Source organism: Micromonospora sp. NBC_01638 (genome assembly GCF_045209745.1).
Classification (GTDB): Bacteria; Actinomycetota; Actinomycetes; order Mycobacteriales; family Micromonosporaceae; genus Micromonospora.
The window spans coordinates 5,350,231-5,371,571 of record NZ_CP109273.1; the positions used below are offsets into that span (position 1 = coordinate 5,350,231).

16 protein-coding genes and 1 riboswitch are annotated in these 21,341 nt (G+C 69.7%); of the genes, 8 read left to right on the forward strand and 8 right to left on the reverse strand.

The window, feature by feature from the left end; all coding sequences use genetic code 11:
- Positions 1-8: 8 nt before the first annotated feature.
- From OG811_RS24915 to OG811_RS24930, 4 genes are all read right to left on the reverse strand, one after another.
- Positions 9-3,272 carry an ATP-binding protein gene (locus OG811_RS24915; RefSeq protein ID WP_406069133.1) on the reverse strand — a complete coding sequence of 1,088 codons (3,264 nt, stop codon included), beginning with the start codon at positions 3,270-3,272 and terminating at the stop codon, positions 9-11.
- Entirely contained in the window at positions 3,269-3,961 is a 693-nt protein-coding gene (locus OG811_RS24920; protein WP_406069135.1) for a hypothetical protein, read from the reverse strand. The genes OG811_RS24915 and OG811_RS24920 overlap by 4 nt, the downstream gene beginning before the upstream one ends.
- Complete coding sequence (locus tag OG811_RS24925; protein WP_406069137.1) at positions 3,958-5,061, reverse strand: endonuclease domain-containing protein; 1,104 nt, start codon at positions 5,059-5,061, stop codon at positions 3,958-3,960. The genes OG811_RS24920 and OG811_RS24925 overlap by 4 nt, the downstream gene beginning before the upstream one ends.
- A gap of 178 nt (positions 5,062-5,239) precedes the next feature.
- Positions 5,240-6,265: a polysaccharide deacetylase family protein gene (locus tag OG811_RS24930; RefSeq protein WP_406069139.1), complete on the reverse strand. Its 1,026-nt coding sequence runs from the start codon at positions 6,263-6,265 to the stop codon at positions 5,240-5,242.
- A gap of 474 nt (positions 6,266-6,739) precedes the next feature.
- Here OG811_RS24930 and OG811_RS24935 point away from each other — a divergent pair, with 474 nt between their 5' ends.
- The 5 genes from OG811_RS24935 (at position 6,740) to OG811_RS24955 (ending at position 12,264) form a co-directional block, all read left to right on the forward strand.
- On the forward strand, positions 6,740-7,822 hold the full coding sequence (locus OG811_RS24935; RefSeq protein WP_406069141.1) for a glycoside hydrolase family 19 protein: 1,083 nt from the start codon (positions 6,740-6,742) through the stop codon (positions 7,820-7,822).
- 266 nt (positions 7,823-8,088) lie between these two features.
- Complete coding sequence (locus OG811_RS24940) at positions 8,089-8,967, forward strand: amidohydrolase family protein (protein ID WP_406069143.1); 879 nt, start codon at positions 8,089-8,091, stop codon at positions 8,965-8,967.
- A 383-nt stretch (positions 8,968-9,350) separates the two neighbouring features.
- Positions 9,351-10,355 carry an ABC transporter permease gene (locus OG811_RS24945; RefSeq protein WP_406069144.1) on the forward strand — a complete coding sequence of 335 codons (1,005 nt, stop codon included), beginning with the start codon at positions 9,351-9,353 and terminating at the stop codon, positions 10,353-10,355.
- Positions 10,356-10,393: 38 nt separating this feature from the next.
- Complete coding sequence (locus tag OG811_RS24950; protein ID WP_406069146.1) at positions 10,394-11,446, forward strand: ABC transporter substrate-binding protein; 1,053 nt, start codon at positions 10,394-10,396, stop codon at positions 11,444-11,446.
- Positions 11,446-12,264 carry an ATP-binding cassette domain-containing protein gene (locus tag OG811_RS24955; RefSeq protein ID WP_406069148.1) on the forward strand — a complete coding sequence of 273 codons (819 nt, stop codon included), beginning with the start codon at positions 11,446-11,448 and terminating at the stop codon, positions 12,262-12,264. The genes OG811_RS24950 and OG811_RS24955 overlap by 1 nt, the downstream gene beginning before the upstream one ends.
- A gap of 30 nt (positions 12,265-12,294) precedes the next feature.
- Here the strand turns inward: OG811_RS24955 and OG811_RS24960 are convergent, their stop codons facing one another.
- Together OG811_RS24960 and OG811_RS24965 are read right to left on the reverse strand one after the other, a co-directional pair.
- The gene (locus OG811_RS24960; RefSeq protein ID WP_406069150.1) at positions 12,295-13,020 is read right to left on the reverse strand and encodes a FadR/GntR family transcriptional regulator; all 726 of its coding nucleotides are present in this window, start codon (positions 13,018-13,020) and stop codon (positions 12,295-12,297) included.
- A gap of 8 nt (positions 13,021-13,028) precedes the next feature.
- Positions 13,029-14,423 carry an enolase C-terminal domain-like protein gene (locus OG811_RS24965; protein WP_406069152.1) on the reverse strand — a complete coding sequence of 465 codons (1,395 nt, stop codon included), beginning with the start codon at positions 14,421-14,423 and terminating at the stop codon, positions 13,029-13,031.
- A 377-nt stretch (positions 14,424-14,800) separates the two neighbouring features.
- Positions 14,801-15,019, forward strand: a riboswitch (cobalamin riboswitch).
- 193 nt (positions 15,020-15,212) lie between these two features.
- Here OG811_RS24965 and OG811_RS24970 point away from each other — a divergent pair.
- Both OG811_RS24970 and OG811_RS24975 read left to right on the forward strand, forming a co-directional pair.
- Positions 15,213-17,531 carry a ribonucleoside-diphosphate reductase subunit alpha gene (locus tag OG811_RS24970; RefSeq protein ID WP_406075901.1) on the forward strand — a complete coding sequence of 773 codons (2,319 nt, stop codon included), beginning with the start codon at positions 15,213-15,215 and terminating at the stop codon, positions 17,529-17,531.
- Between the two features lie 38 nt (positions 17,532-17,569).
- A complete protein-coding gene (locus OG811_RS24975) occupies positions 17,570-18,565 on the forward strand; it encodes a ribonucleotide-diphosphate reductase subunit beta (RefSeq protein ID WP_406069153.1) in 996 nt (331 codons plus the stop codon).
- Here OG811_RS24975 and OG811_RS24980 read toward each other — a convergent pair.
- Positions 18,562-19,479 carry a MerR family transcriptional regulator gene (locus tag OG811_RS24980; protein WP_406069154.1) on the reverse strand — a complete coding sequence of 306 codons (918 nt, stop codon included), beginning with the start codon at positions 19,477-19,479 and terminating at the stop codon, positions 18,562-18,564. The two genes, OG811_RS24975 and OG811_RS24980, sit on opposite strands and share 4 nt — an antisense overlap.
- A 118-nt stretch (positions 19,480-19,597) precedes the next feature.
- Between OG811_RS24980 and eno the strand changes: the two genes are divergently transcribed.
- A complete protein-coding gene (gene eno / locus OG811_RS24985; RefSeq protein ID WP_406069156.1) occupies positions 19,598-20,863 on the forward strand; it encodes a phosphopyruvate hydratase in 1,266 nt (421 codons plus the stop codon).
- Between the two features lie 83 nt (positions 20,864-20,946).
- Here the strand turns inward: eno and OG811_RS24990 are convergent, their stop codons facing one another.
- A complete protein-coding gene (locus tag OG811_RS24990; protein ID WP_406069157.1) occupies positions 20,947-21,300 on the reverse strand; it encodes a TraR/DksA family transcriptional regulator in 354 nt (117 codons plus the stop codon).
- Positions 21,301-21,341: the final 41 nt, after the last annotated feature.

Sequence of the window (21,341 nt, forward strand, 5' to 3'; positions counted from 1 at the left end):
CGGGTGGGTCAGCCGTCGACGTCGGTCGGTCGGGCGCGCGCGACAACCTCCTCGGGGCTCAACGGCGCCTTCGGATGGTGTGTGAGGCACAGCGGCGTACGGACCTTGACGAACGAGAACCCCTCCCCGGCGGCGTAGAACTCGCCGCTGTTGAGCAGGCCGATGTCCGGAAGCCGCCCACCCTTGGCCTCGGCGAGCTGACGGGCCGCGTCGATCTGCGCGGGTGCGTTGAGCAGCCCGAAGAACTGTGTCGTCGCGTTGCCGGAGATCTGGTTGTGCAGACCCTTCGGCGCCTGGGTGGCGAAGACCAACCCGAGCCCGTACTTGCGGGCCTGCGAGGCGAGCGCGATCGAGCTGGCCGTGCAGGCCGTGGTGCCGGTCGACGGGGCGAGTGTCTGCGCCTCGTCCATCACGAACAGCCCACCCAGCGGCCGGTCGCCGGCGGGGTGCCGCTTGATCCAGGCGAAGAGCGCCATCTGCAACTGGTTGACGAAGCTCTGCCGCTCCTGGTCGGATGTGAGACCGACGAAGCTGATCACCGACACCCGAGCTCGTCGTCCCGGCGACGGCGTCAGCAGCAGCCCCGGGTCGGCCGGTGCGCCGACCCCGCCGAAGAGCGGATCGGTGACCATCGCCGCCTTGAGTGCCTCCGCCAACTCCTCGGCGAGCTTGCCGGCGCGGGCCAGCCGACTGACCCCCTCGGGCAGGTCGGTGAGAAACTCCGTGAAGCCGGGCAGGCCCACCATCCCGCTTCGCGCGTACGCCTGGAGGGCCTCGGTGAGGACGGCCTTGCCCTGCTGGGCGAGCCTGCTCGACCGGTCGACACCGGCCCGTGGCGCGAGCGCCGCCACGGCGGAGCGGACCGCCTGGTCGAACTCGTCGGGCCAGTCCCGCAGCGAGGTGAAGTCGGGCAGCGGCTGGAAGCTCAGCGGCCGACCGGCGCTGACCCGGGGTGTCCACACCACCACCTCGGTGTGCGCGAGGTAGTCGGTGGCCCGTTCGGCGTCGCCGGGACCCCAGCCGCTCGGCGGCTCGGGCCACGCCTCACCGAGCCGGGCGAGGTCGTTGTTGGGGTCGAGCACGATCGCGGAGACACCCTCCCGGGCGCACTCCTCGACAAGCCGGCGGATGAGCACCGTTTTGCCCGAGCCGGATCCGGCGAACACGACGGCGTGCCGACGCAGCGACTCCAGGGCCACCGTGAACGGGTGACCACCATCGACGGTCTGCCCCAGCCCGACCGCCCGACCTCCGGCGTCGACCACCTCAGCGGTCACGGGCACGGCGGCCGAATCGGTCGACGGTCCACCGGTCACGTCGGCGATCGGCGCTCCCGTCGCGTCGGGACCGGCGCCGCCCGGCACTGGGCCGGCGCCTTCGGGCGCTGCGCCGGGTCCGGCGCCTTCGGGCGGGGTGCCCTCGCGCGACCCGTCGGACCCGGGCAGGACTGCCCGGAACAGCTCGGTGCCGCTGGCCGGACGACGGGCCACCAGCCACTCCTGCAACGCCGTGGACGGCTCGGCCGCCATCACCCGCAGCGCCGCGAAGACCCGTAGGTCCGCCTCCGTCACCCCGCAGCGGAGGCCGCCGGCCGCGTCGAAGCCGGTCAACACCTCGGTCGTACGCTTCCCGGTCGGCCACGGACCGTTGCGCAGCAGGATCAGCCGCCGCTGCGGCAGGTCCCGGTCCAGCCCGGCCATCGTGCACGCGGCCTTGACCCGGGCGGTGACGGCGATGGCGTTGGGGTGCGCGATGGCCCGGAAGCACCAGTGCGCCTCGTTCTCGGTGGCCTCGTCGAGCACCTCGATCAGCCGTCCGTGCAGCGCGGGCTTGCGTCCGGGCGGCGGGTCGTACTTGTAGGTGGCGCCGGTCGGCGCCTGCTCGGCGATCCAGGCGGCCAGGCCGGCGGCGAGCAGCGTTGGAATGTGCTCGTCCTCGCCCGCCGGGGCGACGGCGGCCGACACGTCCGCGGCTGCCACCAGCTCGGCGAACCGTGCGTCCAGCTCGCGCAGGCGGCGCTCGTCCGTCGTCGGGTCGCCAGGCACGCCGCGGACGGTTGCCGTCGTCGGCGTCGAGTCGGCGCCGTCGATGAGCCGGTCGAGCTCGACCACCTCGTCGCGGTCGCGGCACCAGGCGACATGGCGGTCCACCCGGCGCAGCAGGGCGCGTGGCGTCAGGGTGGGTGCGTCGGCGAAGGCGGCACGGGCGATCGGCCAGGTGGGGTGGGGTGGCACGAAGTGCGGACCCGCGAACGCGGCGGAGAGCCGCTTCGCCACGATCGCCTGGCCGATCTCCGAGGTGGGGATCCGGTCCGGCAGGGTCGCCTCACGGAACCGGTCGCCGACCGGGGTGGGCACGGTGCGTGTCATCAGCACCCAGGTGTCCGGCAGACACGAGACGACGACCAACGTGCGGCGGGTGACGTCGCGGAGCTTGAGCAGGCCGTCGGCGATCGGGCCGAGCACCTTGGCCTGGCCGTCCTCCAGCCCGTTGTGATGGTTCAGCAGTGACGTGCTGGTCTGGGCGAAGAGCGTGTCGAGCTGGTCCACGGCGATGACCGTGGGATCCAGTGTCAGGGCCATCAGCCGGGAGATGTCCTGCACGATCTGCTGCGGGGTCCGGATCGTGGCGCTCATGCCCCACGCCGTCCGCGCGGCCGGGTCGCCGGGCTCGGAGATCAGGTGGGCGTAACCCACGTCCTGCGCCTCGAAGTCGATGGCACCGTGCAGGACGAGCGCCCGGGCGGTGTCCTGGGCGTCCCGCCCGACCTCCCGATCGCGGGCACGCAGCGCCCGGATGAACACGTCGAGCTGCTCGCGGGTCACCGGTCGGGCGCCGGCGACCGCGTCGCGGACGTCCACCGGCAGGCCGAGCTGGGGGGTGAGTCGACGCAGGAAGGTCTTCAGCTGGGTGCCCCAGCCGACATGGTGGCGTCCCATGCCCTCCACCAGGGCCAGGGCGACGCTCTCCCAGAACGTCTTGCCGCTGACCATGTCGACCAGGAAGAAGTAGCCGCCGTCGCGCTGGATCCGTTCGCGGACCGCCCCGAGCAGGTGCGTCTTACCGGCGCCCGCGCGGCCCTGCATGGCCACGCCGAGCGGCACGGTCGTGTCGTCGGTGCGGGCCCGCCCCACCCCGCGCAGGATCTCCGCGACCACCTTCTCGTGCAGCTCCGGCACGTTGTGTGGGCTGGGTCGCCAGACGTCGTCGGGGGTGACCGCCGGGTTGAGACTCACCGCTTCCAGGGCGGCCCGCTGGTCCTCGGAGATCACGCCGGGCCGATCGCCAGGGCGTGGTTGTCCTCGTTCCCGATGCGGACGGCCGCGGCGCGGTCCCGTGGGGTCAGCGACTTGGTGTTCGCCACCGGGATGATGCGAACGTCCTCCCGGCCGAGCATCGCCCGCAACGCCCCGTCCAGGGCGGTCCGATCGGTGTCGGCGAGCCGGTCCCGGACGTCGGCGAGGCCGACCCAGGCGCCCGGCGCCGTCGCCAGCTCCCGGTACGCCGCGCGAACCAGCGCCTCCACGTCCGCCGCTGCCGCCGTCGGTGCGGGTGCCGGTGCCTCCTGTCGAGGCTCGCTGGCCGGCGGTGCCGCTGCGTCGGTCTGCTTGAAGAACTCGCCGTGGCTGACCCGGAGCCGGTCCAGCGAACGATGCAGATTGGACAGGACGACGAACAGGGACCGGGTCGCCGAGCCGCCCTGCCTCGGCGGCGCGGAGGTGTGCAGCTGACGGACCACCCGCCAGCCCTCCTCGGTCAGCTCATGGGCGAACGGTCGGTGCGTCCGATCGGTGTCGACAAGACCCAGCTTGACGAGCTTCTCGTTGTCCTTGCCGGTCAGCGCGAAGCCGGCCAGCTCGCGCAGCTCGACGTTGGTGAGTCGGCGCGCCTCGACCATCAGCACCACGAGGGCGTTGATCTGGTTCGGCGTCAGGTGGGGGACGTCCGCCGGGCTCGTCATGATCTCTCTTTTCCGTGGGGGTGCGTGCCGTCCGTGCGTCGTCGCGCCAGCAGCCGACGGATCCCGTCGACCGCCGCCGACGCGTCGGAAAGCACCTGTTCATTGGTGAAGCGGAGCACGTCCAACCCGAGTAGTTGCAGCTGCACGTCCCTCCGCCGATCGTTGGCGAAAGCGATTCGCCCACGATGCTCCGGGCCGTCCACCTCGACCGCAAGACCCTCAGCGGGCCAAAAAAGATCCAGACGGTACGTCGCACCCAGCACGTGCCACTCGTACGTCTGGTTCCACCGCCGGCCCCGCGCCCAGTCGTGTGGTGCGAGCGCGCGTTCCAATGCCTGCTCCGCCGCGCTGTCGCCACGTGGCACACCCGCGATCGGTGGCCAGGCCAGCACCGTTGACTCCGGCCCGGCGACCGGGTCGATGATCCGATCGGCGGCGTCGGCGAGCGCGGCGAATTGCGCCGGCACCACCAGCGGCACCGATCTGACCCGGTCGGCGTGGCGCAGAGGTCCGCCGGCCAACCACACCGTGAAGCCGCCGTGCCGCACCAGCCACTCGGCCGCGGCCACGAGCGTCCGCTCGGCGTCGGGGCCCAGGTCGGGCAGAGCGACGAGGAGTACGCAGTCCTCCCGGTCGTAGGACGCGGCGATCACCCGGGCGAGCCCGGCGGCGCGTACCTCCGCAGCGAAGCGGGACCGGCCGGCGGGCTGGCGGGGACCGCGCAGACCACGCTCGGCGAGGTCTCCGAGAAACGGGCCGAAATGCCGGGAGTGGGCGGCGGTGCGGGCTGCGAGGGCGCGCACCGCCGCCACACCGAGCGTGCCGTCTGTCTCGAAGCGGTCGGCTCCCGCCAGCCAGCGCGGAAACATCGCCAGCGCTGCGGTGTCCAACTGGTCGAGGAGCGCGTCCACGAGGTCGCCGAGCGGACCCACGACCGTGGGCCGGTAGTGCATGACCGCAGGCGCCGCCGGCGGCAACGGGTCGAGTGCCACCCGCAGCAGCTCCGGGTCGGCGCCCGGCAGATGACTGACCCGCCGCATCGGAGGGGCGGCCCACCACGCATCGTCGGCCTCGCCGTCGGCCCGGACGGGATGCGCCATGCCGGCACCCTACGACACGGGCATGCCCGACCGGTGGCCCGGCACCGGCGGTCCGGCTGACGATCGCGCGGTTCGCGCTGGTCAGCCTGGATCTGGACGACGAATCTCTCAGGTGGGGCGGGTGCCCGGGCGAGGGGAACGCCGGGCACCCGCCGGCAGCGAGTCGGTCAGTGTGGTGTCAGCCCGCCGTGCAGGAGCGGATCTGCGGACGCCCGTTGCTGTTGCCGTTGGTCATCGTGGTGAAGCCGAAGGTGCTGCCGCTGCCGTTGGACCGCACGGTCATCACGTTGCCGCTGCTGTCCCAGGTGGCGTTGCCGTTCCAGACGGTGGAGACCCGCTGCGGTGCGGTGATGGCCACGACCACGGTCCACGTGCTGGCGCCACTGACCGTCACCGACGTGTTGTACCGGTCGCCCCAGACGTTGGTGGTCGTCGCCGCCGCGGTGCAGGTGCCACCGGCGGGCGGCGGGGTGCCAGTACTGGGCGGCGGGGTGGTGCCGTCGGGCGCGACCGCGCGACCGGTGGACGGCGAGATCATTCCGGGACACAGGTTGCGGCTGGTGAGGTTGGCCATGATCTGGGGGATCGCGTCACGGGTGTTCTGTATCCCGTCGTGCATCAGGATGACCTGACCGGCTTGGAGGCGGCTCGCGTTGGACACGATCTGGCTGACGCTGGCGCCGTTCCAGTCCTGTGAGTCCACGTCCCAGATCACCTGGCGCATGCCGAGCGAGGACGCGACGGACTGCAGAGTCGAGTTGGTCTCCCCGTACGGCGGCCGGAACAGCTGGGGCCGACTACCGGTGGCCGATTGGATCGCCGAGCTGGTCTGAGACAGGTCGGACTGCATCTGAGCCTGGCTCATCGAGGTCATGTGGGCGTGGTTCCAGCTGTGGTTGGCGACCCACATGCCGGCGGCCACCTGTGCCTGGGCCGCCGACTGGTTGTTCTGGACGTTCTGCCCGACGTTGAACATCGTGGCCCGTACGCCGTTGGCGCGCAGCACGTTCAGTAGCGCGCTGGTGCTGCCGGTCGGGCCGTCGTCGAAGGTGAGGCCGACGTAGCCGTTGCAGGTGGCGGCGCTCGACGGGGTCGAGGTTGCCGCGAGGACGATGCCGCACATCGCAACGGCGGTGCTGAGGACGGCCAGTAACGCGCGCAACCGCCTCGACCGCTGGGCCGTGCCGGGGGGGACCTTGCTCATTTGATGCCCCTTCTCGCAGGCCGGCCGTGACCCCGATACGTGGGCAGCACGGTCCGGGCAGGTGTGGGTGAGTGGGGAGGTCAAACCGAAGACGGCACCGCGCCGATTGCATTGACCTCAATGGATCGGAGTATTGCAGCGAGATTTCTGGCGCGTCAACAAGTTCCGGAAGCACTCCGGAACAAGATGGGACGGCACGTGAGGTCTGACTCCGTGTTCAGGCGGTCCTGTCGAGCTGCACGACTCTCCTGACACCGAGACCGATCACGTCGATCGAGGCAGCTCCGGGCGGCATGATCCGGAAACCCACCGGAAATACCGACGTTGACTCGAGGCTGGAGGCGACAGCAGGCCGACGGGATGAGGTGGCGAGATCCCGTAATAGTAAAGAGTGTGAACAGAAGGTGTTACAGTCACCTGCATCGATATCCGGCCGAGCTCTCGGCCAGTGAGGTCCAGGAATGGAGTGATCACATGACGAGACTGCGCGCGCTGGTCGCGCTGGCGGCTCTGATCGTCGCCAGCGGGTTGGTTGCCGTCATCCCGTCGACCGCCGCGTCGGCGGCGGCCTGTTCGGCATCGTGGCAAGCCTCGGCTGTCTACTGGGGAGGTGCCCAGGTCTCGCACAACGGCCGCAACTACCAGGCGAAGTGGTGGACCCAGAACGAGGCGCCGCCGGGTACGACCGGCGTCTGGGAGGATCTTGGAGCGTGCGGAGGAGGCACCACGCCGCCGCCCACCGGGGGGACCTGCAACCACCCGAACTGGGTCGCCGGGACCTGGTACACCGCCGGGACGATCGTGCGGTACACCAACGGCCTGTACTACATCGCCGAGCACGACAATCCCGGCTACGACCCCGTCATCAGCACCTGGTACTGGGAGCCATACGCCTGCAGCGGCCAACCGCCCACCAGCCCGCCGCCCACCAACCCGGGAGGCTTCGTGGTCACTGAAGCCCAGTTCAACCAGATGTTCCCGGGTCGCAACTCCTTCTACACGTACTCCGGGCTCGTCTCCGCGCTCAGCGCCTACTCGGCGTTCGCGAGGACCGGCAGTGCCACCGTCCAGCGTCAGGAAGCCGCGGCCTTCCTGGCGAACGTGCACCACGAGACCGGCGGGCTCGTGCACGTGGTCGAGCAGAACACCGCGAACTACCCGCACTACTGCGACTACGGCCAGCCCTACGGCTGTCCCGCGGGGCAGGCTGCCTACTACGGGCGCGGGCCGATCCAGCTCAGCTGGAACTTCAACTACAACGCCGCTGGGAACGCCCTCAACCTGCCACTGCTGACCAACCCGTGGCTGGTGCAGACCGATGCCGCAGTGGCCTGGAAGACCGGGATCTGGTATTGGATGACCCAGAATGGACCGGGCAGCATGACCGCCCACAATGCGATGGTCTCAGGCGTCGGGTTCGGTGAGACGATCCGCAGCATCAACGGCTCGATCGAGTGCAACGGCGGAAACCCCGCCCAGGTGCAGAGTCGCGTCACCAGGTACCAGCAGTTCGTCGGCATCCTCGGCGTGCCCGCCGGGGCCAATCTCTACTGCTGACGCGCGGCCGGGCCTCGGCGCACGTCGCTGAGCGGAGTCGAGGCCCGGCAGGACGCCCGTGGTGGGACGGTGCCCGGGTGACTTCAGCCCCGGGCTTTCCCGAAACCTTTCGTCGCTGCGCTGAGACGCACGTGTGACGCACGTGGACCTGTTACCGCTAACATGGTCAACCTGCCGGATCGGGTCTGAAGCACCGGGCCGACCGGGACATTCGACCAATGACTGGGCGGGGTGTGGGTGCAGGTGAAAGCGCCGGGACGGGTCCGATGACGGCCGACGTGGCGGTGCAGCGACCCGGCATCATCGACGCGCACCATCATCTCTGGGTTCGGGCACGGCACCCGCAGCCCTGGATCGATCCGCACACCATGGCCGCGATCGACGACGACTTCACCCCGGTCGATCTCGCCCCGACGGCTCGGGCCGTCGGAGTCACCCAGACCGTCGTCGTGCAGACCGTCGCCGTCCGGACGGAGACGCCCGAGCTGCTGGGCATCGCGGCCGACGACCCCCTCATCGGCGGGGTCGTCGGCTGGGTCGACCTCACCGCCGACGACGTCGGGGATCGCCTCGACCGGCTCCGGGCGGCAAGAGGCGGCCAGCGGCTGGTCGGGATCCGCCACCTCGTCCAGTCCGAACCTGACCCGTCCTACCTCGACCGCCCGGACGTGCGGCGGGGCATCGCCGCGGTCGGCGCCGCTGGCCTCGCCTTCGACCTGCTGGTGCGAGACCACCAGCTGCCCGCAGCCACCCGGCTCGTCCGTGACCTGCCGCAGATGCGGTTCGTCCTGGACCACCTCGGCAGGCCTCCGTTCGGGCACGCCGGCCTCGGCGACTGGCCCCGTGACCTGAGGGCGCTCGCCGCCGAGCCCAACACGACGGCGAAACTCTCTGGCCTGGTGACCGAGGTGGACGGGCCGTCCTGGACGACGGCGGAGCTGCGGCCCGCCGTCGAGCACGCGCTCGACGTGTTCGGACCGGACCGGCTGATGTTCGGCTCGGACTGGCCGGTGTGCCTGCTCGCCACCTCGTACACCCGCTGGGTCGAGGTCCTCGCCGACCTGCTGGACCCGCTGCGCGACGACGAGCGTGCGGCCATCTGGCGGCAGACCGCCCGCCGGGCGTACCGGCTGTCCGCGTCCTGACGGTCCGCATGCGCGGTCCGCCTCTTCCCGCCGTGATCGTCGGTCCTGTGCGGACCGTGACCCGTCGGCAGCGTACTGGCGACAACGTGTCGGCCTGGGCCGTCCCCGTTCCGCCGCAGGTTGTGCCGGGTTGATCAGACGTATCCCCTCGGCGGCTCGGGAAACGACGATAAAACATAGCCCCAAGACCTTGGCAACACAGGCGAACGCGTGGCATCGTAACGCCTGATTCAGGGAAACATCCGACCTATCTTCGCCGGCGGTGTGGGTATGTGCGTGCCCGCCCCTCCCGTCCGAGGCGGCTCGGTTGCTCACAGGTGCTCGGCTCGTTGGGCGGGTCCCCCGTCGCGTGCCGGAGCCACGCATGGGAGGTGAGGTCCGGCGTGAGTTTCGTCGAGGCGACCGCCGGCACGCAGCGCGAACTCAGCGACTGGTTCCGGGAACGGATCTCCCACGCCGTCTCCGAGTTCACCGCGGCCACCGCGCTCGTCGTCCTGTTCATCGCGTTGGCCTTCGCCAGTCCCTATTTCCTGACGGCGGACAACCTGTTCAACATCGGGGCGCAGACCGCGGTGATTGCCATCATCGCCACGGCGCAGACGGTGGTCATCATCACGAAGGGCATCGACCTGTCCGTGGGGTCGGTCGCCGCGCTTTCCGGCGTCGTGGGAGCGATGGTCGTCCGCGACCTCGGCTTCCCGCTCTGGGCGGCGACGGTGGTCGCCATCGGCGTCGGCGCGCTGGCCGGGCTGGTGAACGGGCTGTTGGTGACCGTGGCCCGGATTCCGCCGTTCATCGCGACGCTGGGCACGATGTCCGTGGGCCGTGGTCTCGTCTTCATCATCACCGGCGCAGTCGGCGTCTATGGCCTGCCCCGATCCTTTCAGCTGCTCGGCAACGGGGAGATCCTCGGCATACCGTTCGCCGTGGTGATCACTGTTTTCGTCGCCGTCGGGGTTGCCTTCCTGCTCTCCCAGACCCGCTTCGGTCAGCACACCTACGCGATGGGTTCCAATCTGGAGGCAGCCCGCCGCGCCGGCATCCGGGTGGGACGTCACCTGAGCGGGGTGTACGTGCTGGCGGGTGTGCTGGTCGGGTTGGGCGGCATGATCGCCGCCTCCCGGGTGAACTCCGGCCAGCCGAACTATGGGATCTCGCTGGAGCTCGACGTCATCGCCGCCGCCGTCATCGGCGGAGCCAGCCTGTTCGGGGGGCAGGGCCGGATCGTCGGGACCATCATCGGCGCGTTCCTCATCGCCCTGGTGCGCAACGGTGCCGTCCTGCTCGACATCAGCATCCACTACCAGCAGGTGATCGTCGGCCTGATCATCTGGGCCGCCGTCTACTTTGACCAGTATCGCCGCCGGCGGCTGGAGTCACGGGGCTGACCTGCCATTCCGAGAGTCCGAACGAGGAAGGACACACCATGGCACACACCACCACCAGCCGGCGGACGCGAGGACCCCTCCTGCGCGCACAGGCCATCCTGGCCGCCGCCGCAGCGACCGCTCTCCTCAGCGCCTGCGGCGGGGTCGCCGTTCGCGACGGCGGCGACGGCACGACCAAGGACGCGAGCGGTCCGTTGAAGCTCGCGGTCGTCCCGAAGGCCGTCGGGGCCGACTACTGGAACACGGTGAAGGCGGGCGCGGATTGCGCCGCGCAGCGCGCGGGAAACGTCACCGTCCAGTGGGATGGGGTGACCACCGAGACCGATGTCGAGGGCCAGGTCAACCTGATCCAGAATTTCGTCACCAAGAAGGTCGACGGCATCGTCTACGCGGCGACCGACTCCCGCGCGTTGGCACCAGCCACCGACCAGGCGCTCGCCGCCAACATCCCGGTCGCGATGATCGACTCGGGCACCAGCCCGCAGCCGTCGAACGTGCCCCTCTTCGCCACCGACAACCGTGCGTCGGCCGTCGAGGCGGCGAAGCTGCTCGCCACCGAACTTGGCCCCGGCAACCACGAGGTGGCGCTGGTCGAGTTCCAGCCCGGATCGCAGACCAACACCGAGCGGGTCGACGGCTTCAAGGCCGGCCTCGCCCAGTTCCCCAACCTGAAGCTGGTCGGCCAGCAGCCCAGCCGCAGCGATGTCAACGAGGCACGACGCGTCACCGAGAACATCCTCACCGCCAACCCCAACCTCGCCGGCGTCTTCGCTGCCAACGAGCCGAGCGTGCTGGGTGCCGCGCAGGCCATCAAGGCGGCGAACAAGTCGGGCAAGGTGGTCATCATCGGCTGGGACGCCGCCCCGGACGAGGTCGCCGGGCTGCGCAACGGTCAGATTTCGGCGCTGGTCGTGCAGAACCCGTTCAAGATGGGCTACTTCGGCGTCGACAAGATGGTCCGGCACCTCCGGGACAAAGCGCCGCTTGCGTCGGCGGACACCGGCGTCACGTTCGTGACCAAGGAGAACATCGACTCCGCGGAGATCAAGGCGGTGCTCGAACCCAGTTGCGCCAACCCCCCGGTGCAGTGATGGGCGCTACCCCAGCCGCCACCGCCGGCAGCGCTCAGCAGCCGACCGCCGAGGAACCACCGGTCCTCGAAGCCCGGGGCATCGTCAAGCGGTTCGGGCACGTCGAGGCGCTGCGCGGCGCCGACTTCACGGTCCACCGGGGTGAGGTCGTGGCGCTGATCGGCGACAACGGCGCCGGGAAGAGCACTCTCATCAAGACGCTGTCCGGTGTGCACCCGCCCGACGAGGGCGAGATCCGGGTGGGCGGTCGTCCCGTCCACTTCGCCACCCCGGTCGACGCCCGGCGCGCGGGGGTGGAAACCGTCTACCAGGATCTCGCTGTCGCCGACGACCTCAGCGTGGCCGCCAACCTGTACCTCGGGCGGGAGATCCTGCGCTCCGGGCCGCTGCGTCGGCTGGGGCTGCTCGACAAGCGCGCGATGCGGCAGGGCGCCGCCGCGGCCCTCAACGAACTCGGGGTACGGATTCCCCGGGTCACCACCCCGATCGCGATGTTGTCCGGTGGGCAACGGCAGTGCGTCGCGGTGGCCCGCGCCATCATCTGGGCGACCAGCGTGGTCATCCTCGACGAGCCCACCGCGGCACTCGGCGTCGTTCAGACCGGGCGCGTGCTGGACGTCGTCCGGCGTGCCCGCGACGCCGGCATGTCGGTGGTGCTGGTGAGCCACAACATGCCGCAGGTGCTCGAGATCGCCGACCGCGTCGAGGTGCTGCGCCTCGGCCGGCGGGCGGCCCGGCTTCGCGCGGACGAGGTCACCACCGACGACCTGGTCGCGGCGATGACCGGGAGCACCACCGCGCAACGGGACGAGCAGTGACGGTGGTCGCCTAGCGGGGCGGGTGGGCGGTCACGACCGGGCGGCGGTGTCGAGGCTCGCGTCACCGTCGTCGGGTAACCCCTGCAACGACTCCTCGACCCCGATCAGGTGGTTGGCCATGCGGGTGCGGGCCCGCTCCGGGTCGCGTGCCACGAGGGCCTTCAGGATCGCCACGTGCTCGTCGTGGGTACGCCGGTCCGCGCCCTCCTCGTGCAGGCTGCGCCAGAGCCGTCCGCGTACGGTGCGCCCGGCGAACGCCTCGATCAGGCCACCGAGCACCGGATTCCCGGCGTGCACGGCGATGATCCGATGGAAGGCGATGTCGATCTCGATGATTCGCTCGTGGTCCTGCGGTGACTGACCGACCATCTGGGCCGCCTCGTCGAGCAGTGCCCCTGCCTGGGCGAGGGCCTCGTCGGTGATCCTGGTCGCCGCCAACCGGGCGGCCTCACACTCCAGCAGCCGTCGAACGGTGTGGATGTGCCGTGGGTCGCCCTGGCCCTGGAAGTCCACCACGAAGCCCATCGGGGCCAGCAGTTGCGGCGCGTCGAGGTTCGTGACGTAGGTGCCGTCACCCTGGCGAATGTTGACGATGCCGAGGATCGACAGGGCCGACATCCCCTCGCGTAGCGATCCCCGTGAGACGCCGAGCGACTCGGCGAGATCCTTCTCGACGGGCAGCCGATCCCCGGGCTTGAACGACCCTTCGAGGATCATCCGCTTGATCCCGTTCACCACTTCGTCGGTGCGAGACATGACACCTCCTAGCGGCCGGCGGGGGTGGCCGTCCCACCTGCGATCACGTACGGCTCCGGAGATGACACGGTAGTCGGCTCTGCCGCAGCCCAGTAGTCGCCGTCGGGGAACCGGTACCGCGCAACTGACTCGGGACGCATCTGGGTGGAGTAGCCGGGCCGGCTGGGAAGAACATATCCGCTGCCTGACCCGGCGTCCCGGACGACACACGGATCGGTGAAGTGCTCGTGCAGGTGGTCGACGAACTCGGTGACACGGTCGGTGAGATCCCCCGAGATCGCGACGTAGTCGAGCACCGAAACGTGTTGGACCATCTCGCACAGCCCGACACCGCCGGCGTGTGGGCAGACGGGGACGCCGAACTTCGCGGCGAGGAGCAGCACGGCGACGATCTCGTTGATGCTGGCCAGCCGGCCGGTGTCCAACTGGCAGAAGTCGATGGCCCCGGCCTGGAACAGCTGCTTGAACATGACCCGGTTGTGGCAGTGCTCGCCGGTGGCTACCCCGATGGGAGCGACGGCGCGGCGGACGGCCGCGTGGCCCAGGATGTCGTCGGGGCTGGTCGGCTCCTCGATCCACAGCGGTGTGAACTGGGCGAGGGCCTTGACCCACTCGATCGCCTGACCGACGTCCCACACCTGGTTGGCGTCGATCATCAGCTTGCGGTGCGGGCCGAGGATCTCCCGGGCGATCGTGCATCGGCGGATGTCGTCGTCGAGACTGGCGCCCACCTTGAGCTTGACGTAGCCGTAGCCGGTGTCCACCGCCTCCTGGCACAGCCTGCGCAGCTTGTCGTCGCCGTAGCCCAGCCAGCCGGCCGAGGTGGTGTAGGCGGGGTAGCCGGTCCGGTCGAGTTCGGCGAGACGGTCGGCCCGCGTGCTCTGCTTGGCGCGCAGGATGGCCAGAGCCTCGTCCCGGGTCAGCGCGTCGGACAGGTAGCGCAGGTCCGCGATGTCGACGAGCTGCTCGGGGGACATGTCGACGAGCAGCCGCCAGAGCGGCTTGTCGGCAACCCGGGCGACCATGTCCCACGAGGCGTTCAGCACGGCCGCCAGCGACAGGTGGACGACGCCCTTCTCGGGCCCGAGCCACCGCAGCTGTGAGTCGGAGGTGAGCAGGCGGTAGACCGCCCCCATGTCGGCTGCCATCGTCGCCACATCCAGGCCCACGAGGCGCTGTGCCTGGTGGACCGCCGCCGCGACGACGATGTCGTTGCCCCGACCGATGGTGAAGGTGAGGCCGTGACCCGCGAGCGGCGCACCCGCGCTGTCGACGCCGTCGGTGTGCAGCACGACGTAGGCCGCCGAGTAGTCGCCGTCCTTGTTCATGGCGTCAGACCCGTCGGCGGTCAGGGAGGTGGGGAAGCGGACGTCCTCGACGGTGACGGCAGTGATCTGCGGCATGCGCTCCTCGCCCGGCTCTAGGCCCAAAGATCAGATGATCACGAAAAGTATACGGAGGGTCGATTCGGTGCGTCAACGAGGTTGATCACCCTCGGGCCGTATACATCTAATGTTTTCGACCTCCTGCTCGGCTGGGGGACCCGCGCACTCTGGCACGGCGAGCGAAGTGGACACCGTGAAGATTGGATGTTCGCTCCTGGGCACCGTTTGCCGGCGGAGTGTGCTCGACGTTCGATGCATCCATTGACCTGATAGATCGAATCTTTGTCGCAGCCGCCCGGGTCGGCTGGACGAGTCTGGTGACGGTCATCACCAGACCGGCCGCCGACACGCCGAAGACCGACATGTGGTGTGTGACAACGGCTGCGTCCCTATATATGGTGTCGAGCGCAGCTGGTTCGGCCGCGTCATCCGATGTGGTCGAGGCAAGAGGGAACCCGGTGAAAATCCGGGACTGTCCCGCAGCGGTGAGTGGGAACGACCGCCGTCATCAGCACTGGGCCACCAATCGGCCTGGGAAGCGACGGCCAGTAGGAGACCGGCGAGCCCGGTCGTGTCCGCGAGTCCGAAGACCTGCCAGCGCGCCGCACACCCGCACCCGGGTGGGCGGCGGTCCGAGGCCGCGTGGGACGGCTGACGCCACCTGACCCACGCCTCGCTGGCGTGTGTCCGCCGGTGTCTGTCTTCTCGCGTCCGAGGGCCATCAGGTCTCGAACTCGCGAGGAGTGAGTGGTGACAGTCACCGAGGTAGTCCCGGCCAGCAGCGACGCGACCCTGCGGCGCACGCCGATGCAGGTCCGCAAGCGCGACGGCGCCACCGAATCCGTGGACGTGAACAAGATCGTCCGGGCGGTCGAGCGGTGGGCTGACGACCTCACCGACGTCGACCCGATGCGCGTCGCCACCCGCACGATCAGCGGCCTGTACGACGGCGCGACGACGGCCGAGCTGGATCGGCTGTCCATCCAGACGGCGGCCGAGATGATTGGTGAGGAACCGCAGTACTCGCGCCTCGCCGCCCGGCTGTTGGCCGGCTACGTCGACAAGGAGGTGCGTCGGCAGGGCGTCACCTCGTTCAGCGCGGCGATCCGGGTCGGCCACGCCGAGGGCCTGATCGGTAACGACACCGCCGCGTTCGTCGCCGCACACGCCACGATGCTCGACGACGCCATCGATCCGGACGGCGACCGGAGGTTCGAGTACTTCGGCCTGCGCACCGTGTACGACCGGTACCTGCTGCGCCACCCCACCAGCCGGCTGGTGCTGGAGACCCCGCAGTACTGGCTGTTGCGGGTGGCCTGCGGGCTGTCCCGTACGCCGGACGAGGCGGCCGACTTCTACCGACTGATGTCCAGCCTGGCCTACCTGCCCAGCTCACCGACGCTGTTCAACTCCGGGACCCGGCACACCCAGATGTCCTCCTGCTACCTGGTCGACTCCCCGCTCGACGAGTTGGACTCGATCTACCAGCGGTACGCCCAGGTCGCCAACCTGTCCAAGTTCGCCGGCGGCATCGGCATCGCGTACTCCCGGGTCCGGTCCCGGGGCGCGCTGATCCGCGGCACCAACGGGCAGTCCAACGGGATCGTGCCGTGGCTGCGCACGCTGGACGCGAGCGTCGCCGCGGTCAACCAGGGCGGCCGACGCAAGGGCGCGGCGTGCGTCTACCTGGAGCCGTGGCACCCGGACATCGAGGAGTTCCTCCAGCTGCGGGACAACACCGGCGAGGACGCCCGGCGTACCCACAACCTGAACCTGGCCAACTGGGTCCCGGACGAGTTCATGCGCCGGGTCGAGGCCGACGAGATGTGGTCGCTGTTCGACCCGCACGAGGTGCCCGAGCTGCCCGACCTCTGGGGGGAGCGGTTCGACGCCGCGTACCGGGAGGCCGAGACGCAGGGCCGCTACGTGCGGCAGGTCCCGGCGCGGGAGTTGTACGGAAAGATGATGCGGACCCTCGCCCAGACCGGCAACGGGTGGATGACCTTCAAGGACGCCGCCAACCGCCTGTGCAACCAGACCGCCGAACCGGGCAACGTGGTGCACCTGTCCAACCTCTGCACCGAGATCGTCGAGGTGTCCAGCGACGCCGAGACCGCCGTGTGCAACCTGGGTTCGGTGAACCTCGCCGCCCACCTCGGCGACGGCGGCATCGACTGGGAGCGGCTACGCGCCACGGTCCGTACCGCGGTGACCTTCCTCGACCGGGTCATCGACATCAACTACTACCCGACCCGGCAGGCGGCGGCGAGCAACCCCCGCTGGCGGCCGGTCGGGCTCGGGCTCATGGGCCTGCAGGACGTGTTCTTCGCGCTGCGGCTGCCGTTCGACTCCCCGACCGCGCGAAAGCTGTCCACCCAGATCAGCGAGGAGCTGTACCTGACCGCGCTGGAGACCTCCGCCGACCTGGCGCGCCGCTTCGGCGCGCACCCGGCGTACGGGCAGACTCGGGCCGCGCGGGGTCAGTTGCAACCCGACCTGTGGGGCGTCGAGGGCACGCAGACCGCGCGCTGGGCCGCCCTGCGGGAGCAGGTCGAGGCGTACGGGCTGCGTAACTCACTGTTGGTGGCGGTCGCACCGACCGCGACCATCGCCTCGATCGCCGGGTGCTACGAGTGCATCGAGCCGCAGGTGTCCAACCTGTTCAAGCGTGAGACCCTGTCGGGGGAATTTCTCCAGGTCAACACCGCTCTGGTACGCGAGCTGAAGGCCCGTGGTCTGTGGACCGACCGGGTCCGGTCGGCGATCAAGCGGGCCGAGGGGTCGGTGCAGGACATCGCGGAGCTGCCGGCCGGCGTCCGGGAGTTGTTCCGCACCGCGTGGGAGCTGCCGCAGCGGGCGCTGATCGACCTGGCCGCCGCCCGCGCCCCGTTCATCGACCAGTCCCAGTCGCTGAACCTGTTCCTGGCCGCACCGACCATCGGCAAGCTCTCCTCGATGTACCTGTACGCCTGGAAGGCCGGGCTGAAAACCACCTACTACCTGCGCTCGCGCCCCGCCACCCGGATCCAGCAGGCCACCGTCACGGTTGTCGCGCCGGTGGCGACCGACGCCGACGCCCTTGCCTGCTCCCTGGAGAACCCCGAGTCGTGCGAGGCCTGCCAGTGAGCGCCGCCGACACCACCGCCGACAGGAGGACCACGCACATGCTGCTCGACCCCGGAATGGACCTCACCCTCCGCCCAATGCGCTACCCGCACTTCTTCGACCGGTTCCGTGACGCCATCCGCAACACCTGGACGGTCGAGGAGGTCGACCTGCACGCCGACCTCGCCGACCTCGACAAGCTGTCGCCGGCCGAGCGACACCTGGTCAGCCGGCTGGTGGCGTTCTTCGCCACCGGCGACACGATCGTCGCCAACAACCTGGTGCTCAACCTCTACCAGCACGTCAACAGCCCCGAGGGCCGCCTCTACCTGTCCCGGCAGCTGTTCGAGGAGGCCGTGCACGTCCAGTTCTACCTGAACCTGCTCGACACGTACGTGCCCGACGAGACCGAGCGGTTCGCCGCCTTCGCCGCCATCGAGAACATCCCCTCGATCCGTCGCAAGGCCGAGTTCTGCTTCCGCTGGATCGACTCCCTGAACGACCTGCGGGAGCTGCGGTCCCGGGAGGACCGACGTACGTTCCTGCTCAACCTGATCTGTTTCGCCGCCTGCATCGAGGGGTTGTTCTTCTACGGCGCCTTCGCGTACGTCTACTTCCTGCGCTCCCGTGGCCTGCTGCACGGCCTGGCCTCTGGCACCAACTGGGTGTTTCGCGACGAGTCCATGCACATGGCGTTCGCGTTCGACGTCGTCGACACCGTCCGCGGCGAGGAGCCGGACCTGTTCGACGACGACCTCGCCGACCAGGTTCGGCAGATGCTCACCGAGGCCGTCGAGTGTGAGGTGCAGTTCGCCGAGGACCTGTTGGGCCACGGCGTGCCCGGCCTGACGTTGACCGACATGCGGGAGTACCTCCAGCACGTCGCCGATCGCCGTCTCGCCCAGCTGGGCATCGCGCCGCACTACGGGTCCAGCAACCCGTTCGGTTTCATGGAGTTGCAGGACGTCCAGGAGCTGTCCAATTTCTTCGAGCGGCGGGTGTCGGCGTACCAGGTCGGGGTGACCGGCACGGTCGCCTTCGACGACGACTTCTAGGAAGGGCTGACCGATCCGGAGTCCTGGCGTCGCTTGGTGAGCCACCGCATGACGTGCAGCGGGTGCGACGCCGGCTCCGGAATCGGGTGGAAGACGTGTTCCACCTCGCCGTCGGCGATGATCAGGGTCAGCCGCTCGTACAGCGTCATGTCACCCGCGGTACGGGTCGGCAGGTGCAGTGCGGTGGCGAGGGTCAGCCTCGGGTCGGGGATCAGCGGGTAGGGCAGCCGCAGCCGGTGCGCGAGTTCCCGCTGATACCCGGTCGACTGCGCGGACAGGCCGTACACCCGGGCAGCGCCGGCCGCGCGGAGTTCCGCGTGGTGGTCGCGGAACCAGGCGGCCTGCTCGGTGCTGCCCCGGGCGCCGTGGACCTCCAACAGCCCGTTGGGCAGGTCGACGCCCGGCCGCCCGGTCAGTGGGTACACGAAGATGACGCTGCGCCCGACGCCGAGCGCGCCGAGATCGACCGGGCGGCCGTCGGTGCCGTAGAAGGACAGGGGTGGCAATCTGGTGCCGACCAGCGCGGCGGGATCGGCGCCTGGTGCGTGACTGCCGGGTACGACCTGAGTCGCGGCCGCATCAAGGCGAGCATCCAGCGCCTCCCGCTGGGCAGTCAACTTGCCGATCCGTTCCTGCAGGTTGGTGATGGTGCTGCGGTACGTGGCCACCGCCGCCGCGCACACGTCGGTGTCCTCGGAGCCACCGGCGATCGACTCCACGAACGGTCGGGTCTCCTCGACGGTGAGGCCGAGTGCCATCAGCTCGCGAATCTGTGTCACCAGCCGCACGGCGATCGTGTCGTATTCGCGGTAGCCGTTGCCCAGCCGCCGGGGCACGACCAGCCCGGCCGACTCGTAGTACCGCAGTGCCCGGACCGTGGTCCCGGTCCGGCGTGCCAGCTCACCCACCTGCATCCCGCGACCCTAAACCCGCACCCTGGGGTACGGGTCAACGTGTTCATCGTCGCGGTGGCACGGCCGCCGTTTCGTGCCAGTCTGGCTGCGAAAAGGCATCTTGATCAGGGAGTTTGTGATGACGGTAATCAGTCGGGTGCGTGGTCGGCAGATTCTCGACAGCAGGGGGAACCCGACCGTGGAGGCCGATGTGGTTCTCGCGGACGGATCGACCGGCCGGGCCGCCGTTCCCTCCGGCGCGTCGACGGGAACGAACGAGGCGGTCGAGCTGCGCGACGGAGACCGCACGCGTTTTCACGGCAAGGGCGTCAGTACGGCTGTCGCTGCGGTCAACGGCGAGATCGCCGAAGCGGTGATCGGGTTCGACGCGGAGGATCAGGCGCTGATCGACGAGACGATGATCGATCTCGACGGTTCAAAGGACAAGGGTCGATTGGGCGCCAACGCGATCCTGGCGGTGTCCCTGGCGGCGGCGAAGGCGGCGGCGGTGGCGCACCGGCAGCCGCTCTACCGCTATGTCGGTGGCGTCGGCGCCCGCCTGCTGCCGGTGCCGATGATGAACATCATCAACGGCGGCGCGCACGCCGACAATCCGCTCGACTTCCAGGAGTTCATGATCGCGCCGGTCGGTGCGCAGACCTTTGCCGAGGCGGTCCGGATGGGCTCGGAGGTCTTCCACACCCTCAAGGCGTCGCTGGCCGTGGCCGGTCACAGCACCAATGTCGGCGACGAGGGCGGCTTCGCGCCGAACTTCGCGAGCGCTGACGAGGCGCTACGGTTCGTGCTGCGCGCGATCGAGGACACCGGCTATGAGCCCGGGACCGACGTGCTGATCTGCCTCGACCCGGCGAGCTCGGAGTTCTTCCATGCGGGCGTCTACGACTACGTCGGCGAGGGACGCCAGCGCACCGTCGAGGAGCACATCGACTACCTGCTCGACCTTGTTTCCCGGTACCCGATCAGCTCGATCGAGGACCCGATGGCCGAGGATGACATTGCCGGCTGGAAGCGGCTGACAGCAGTGGCGGGAGAGCGCGTGCAGTTGGTCGGCGACGACGTCTTCTGCACCGACGTCGACCGGCTTCGCGACGGGATCGAAGGCGGCTACGCCAACGCGATTTTGGTCAAAGTCAACCAGATCGGCACGCTCACCGAGACCCTCGCAACGGTGGACGCCGCCCACAAGGCGGGGTACCGGGTGGTGATGTCGCACCGATCCGGGGAGACCGAGGACACCACCATCGCCGACCTGGCGGTGGGCGTCGGCTGCGGGCAGATCAAGACCGGCTCGCTGTCGCGCTCCGACCGCACGGCCAAGTACAACCAGCTCATCCGCATCGAGGAGGAGCTCGGTGACCGCGCCATCTACGCCCGGAGCCGTTGAGGGCACCCGGCTGTGCGGGTGCCCTCTGGTCAGGTGGTGGGGCACGGGTCGAGGCGATCAGCCCTCACGGTCGACGGGCACCGTCACCGTCGGCTGGCGCAGGCGACACACGTACGCGCAGATGGGCGGGCGACGAGCCGCTCGGCGGGAATCGGAAGGGCGCACCGTTCGCACACGCCGTAGCTGCCCTCGTCGACCCGTCGCAGCGCACCGTCCAGCTCGGCCAAGCGTCGGCGTGCCGCGTCCAGGACGGCGGTGAGCTGTGCGCGTTCGAAGGCGATCGTGCTGCCCTCGGGGTCATGCTCGTCATCGGCGTTGGACGACCGGGATGCCTCGAAAAGGCTCCGTAGGTCGCCGTCCAGGGCGGCGGCCTGGCTTTCGGTCTGCTGGCGCAGCCGCAGCAGTTCTTCGCGGATCGCGCTGGAATCCCTGTTCATGGCCGTTCCACCATACTGCGGGATGCCCCTACGAGGGTGCG

Bases quoted from the DNA above. Each gene is read 5' to 3' on its own strand.
- OG811_RS24920 (WP_406069135.1), bottom strand. From the start codon at position 3,961: ATGACGAGCCCGGCGGACGTCCCCCACCTGACGCCGAACCAGATCAAC.
- OG811_RS24925 (WP_406069137.1), bottom strand. From the start codon at position 5,061: ATGGCGCATCCCGTCCGGGCCGACGGCGAGGCCGACGATGCGTGGTGG.
- OG811_RS24930 (WP_406069139.1), bottom strand. From the start codon at position 6,265: ATGAGCAAGGTCCCCCCCGGCACGGCCCAGCGGTCGAGGCGGTTGCGC.
- OG811_RS24935 (WP_406069141.1), top strand. From the start codon at position 6,740: ATGACGAGACTGCGCGCGCTGGTCGCGCTGGCGGCTCTGATCGTCGCC.
- OG811_RS24940 (WP_406069143.1), top strand. From the start codon at position 8,089: ATGACGGCCGACGTGGCGGTGCAGCGACCCGGCATCATCGACGCGCAC.
- OG811_RS24950 (WP_406069146.1), top strand. From the start codon at position 10,394: ATGGCACACACCACCACCAGCCGGCGGACGCGAGGACCCCTCCTGCGC.
- OG811_RS24955 (WP_406069148.1), top strand. From the start codon at position 11,446: ATGGGCGCTACCCCAGCCGCCACCGCCGGCAGCGCTCAGCAGCCGACC.
- OG811_RS24960 (WP_406069150.1), bottom strand. From the start codon at position 13,020: ATGTCTCGCACCGACGAAGTGGTGAACGGGATCAAGCGGATGATCCTC.
- OG811_RS24965 (WP_406069152.1), bottom strand. From the start codon at position 14,423: ATGCCGCAGATCACTGCCGTCACCGTCGAGGACGTCCGCTTCCCCACC.
- OG811_RS24970 (WP_406075901.1), top strand. From the start codon at position 15,213: ATGCAGGTCCGCAAGCGCGACGGCGCCACCGAATCCGTGGACGTGAAC.
- OG811_RS24975 (WP_406069153.1), top strand. From the start codon at position 17,570: ATGCTGCTCGACCCCGGAATGGACCTCACCCTCCGCCCAATGCGCTAC.
- OG811_RS24980 (WP_406069154.1), bottom strand. From the start codon at position 19,479: ATGCAGGTGGGTGAGCTGGCACGCCGGACCGGGACCACGGTCCGGGCA.
- eno (WP_406069156.1), top strand. From the start codon at position 19,598: ATGACGGTAATCAGTCGGGTGCGTGGTCGGCAGATTCTCGACAGCAGG.
- OG811_RS24990 (WP_406069157.1), bottom strand. From the start codon at position 21,300: ATGAACAGGGATTCCAGCGCGATCCGCGAAGAACTGCTGCGGCTGCGC.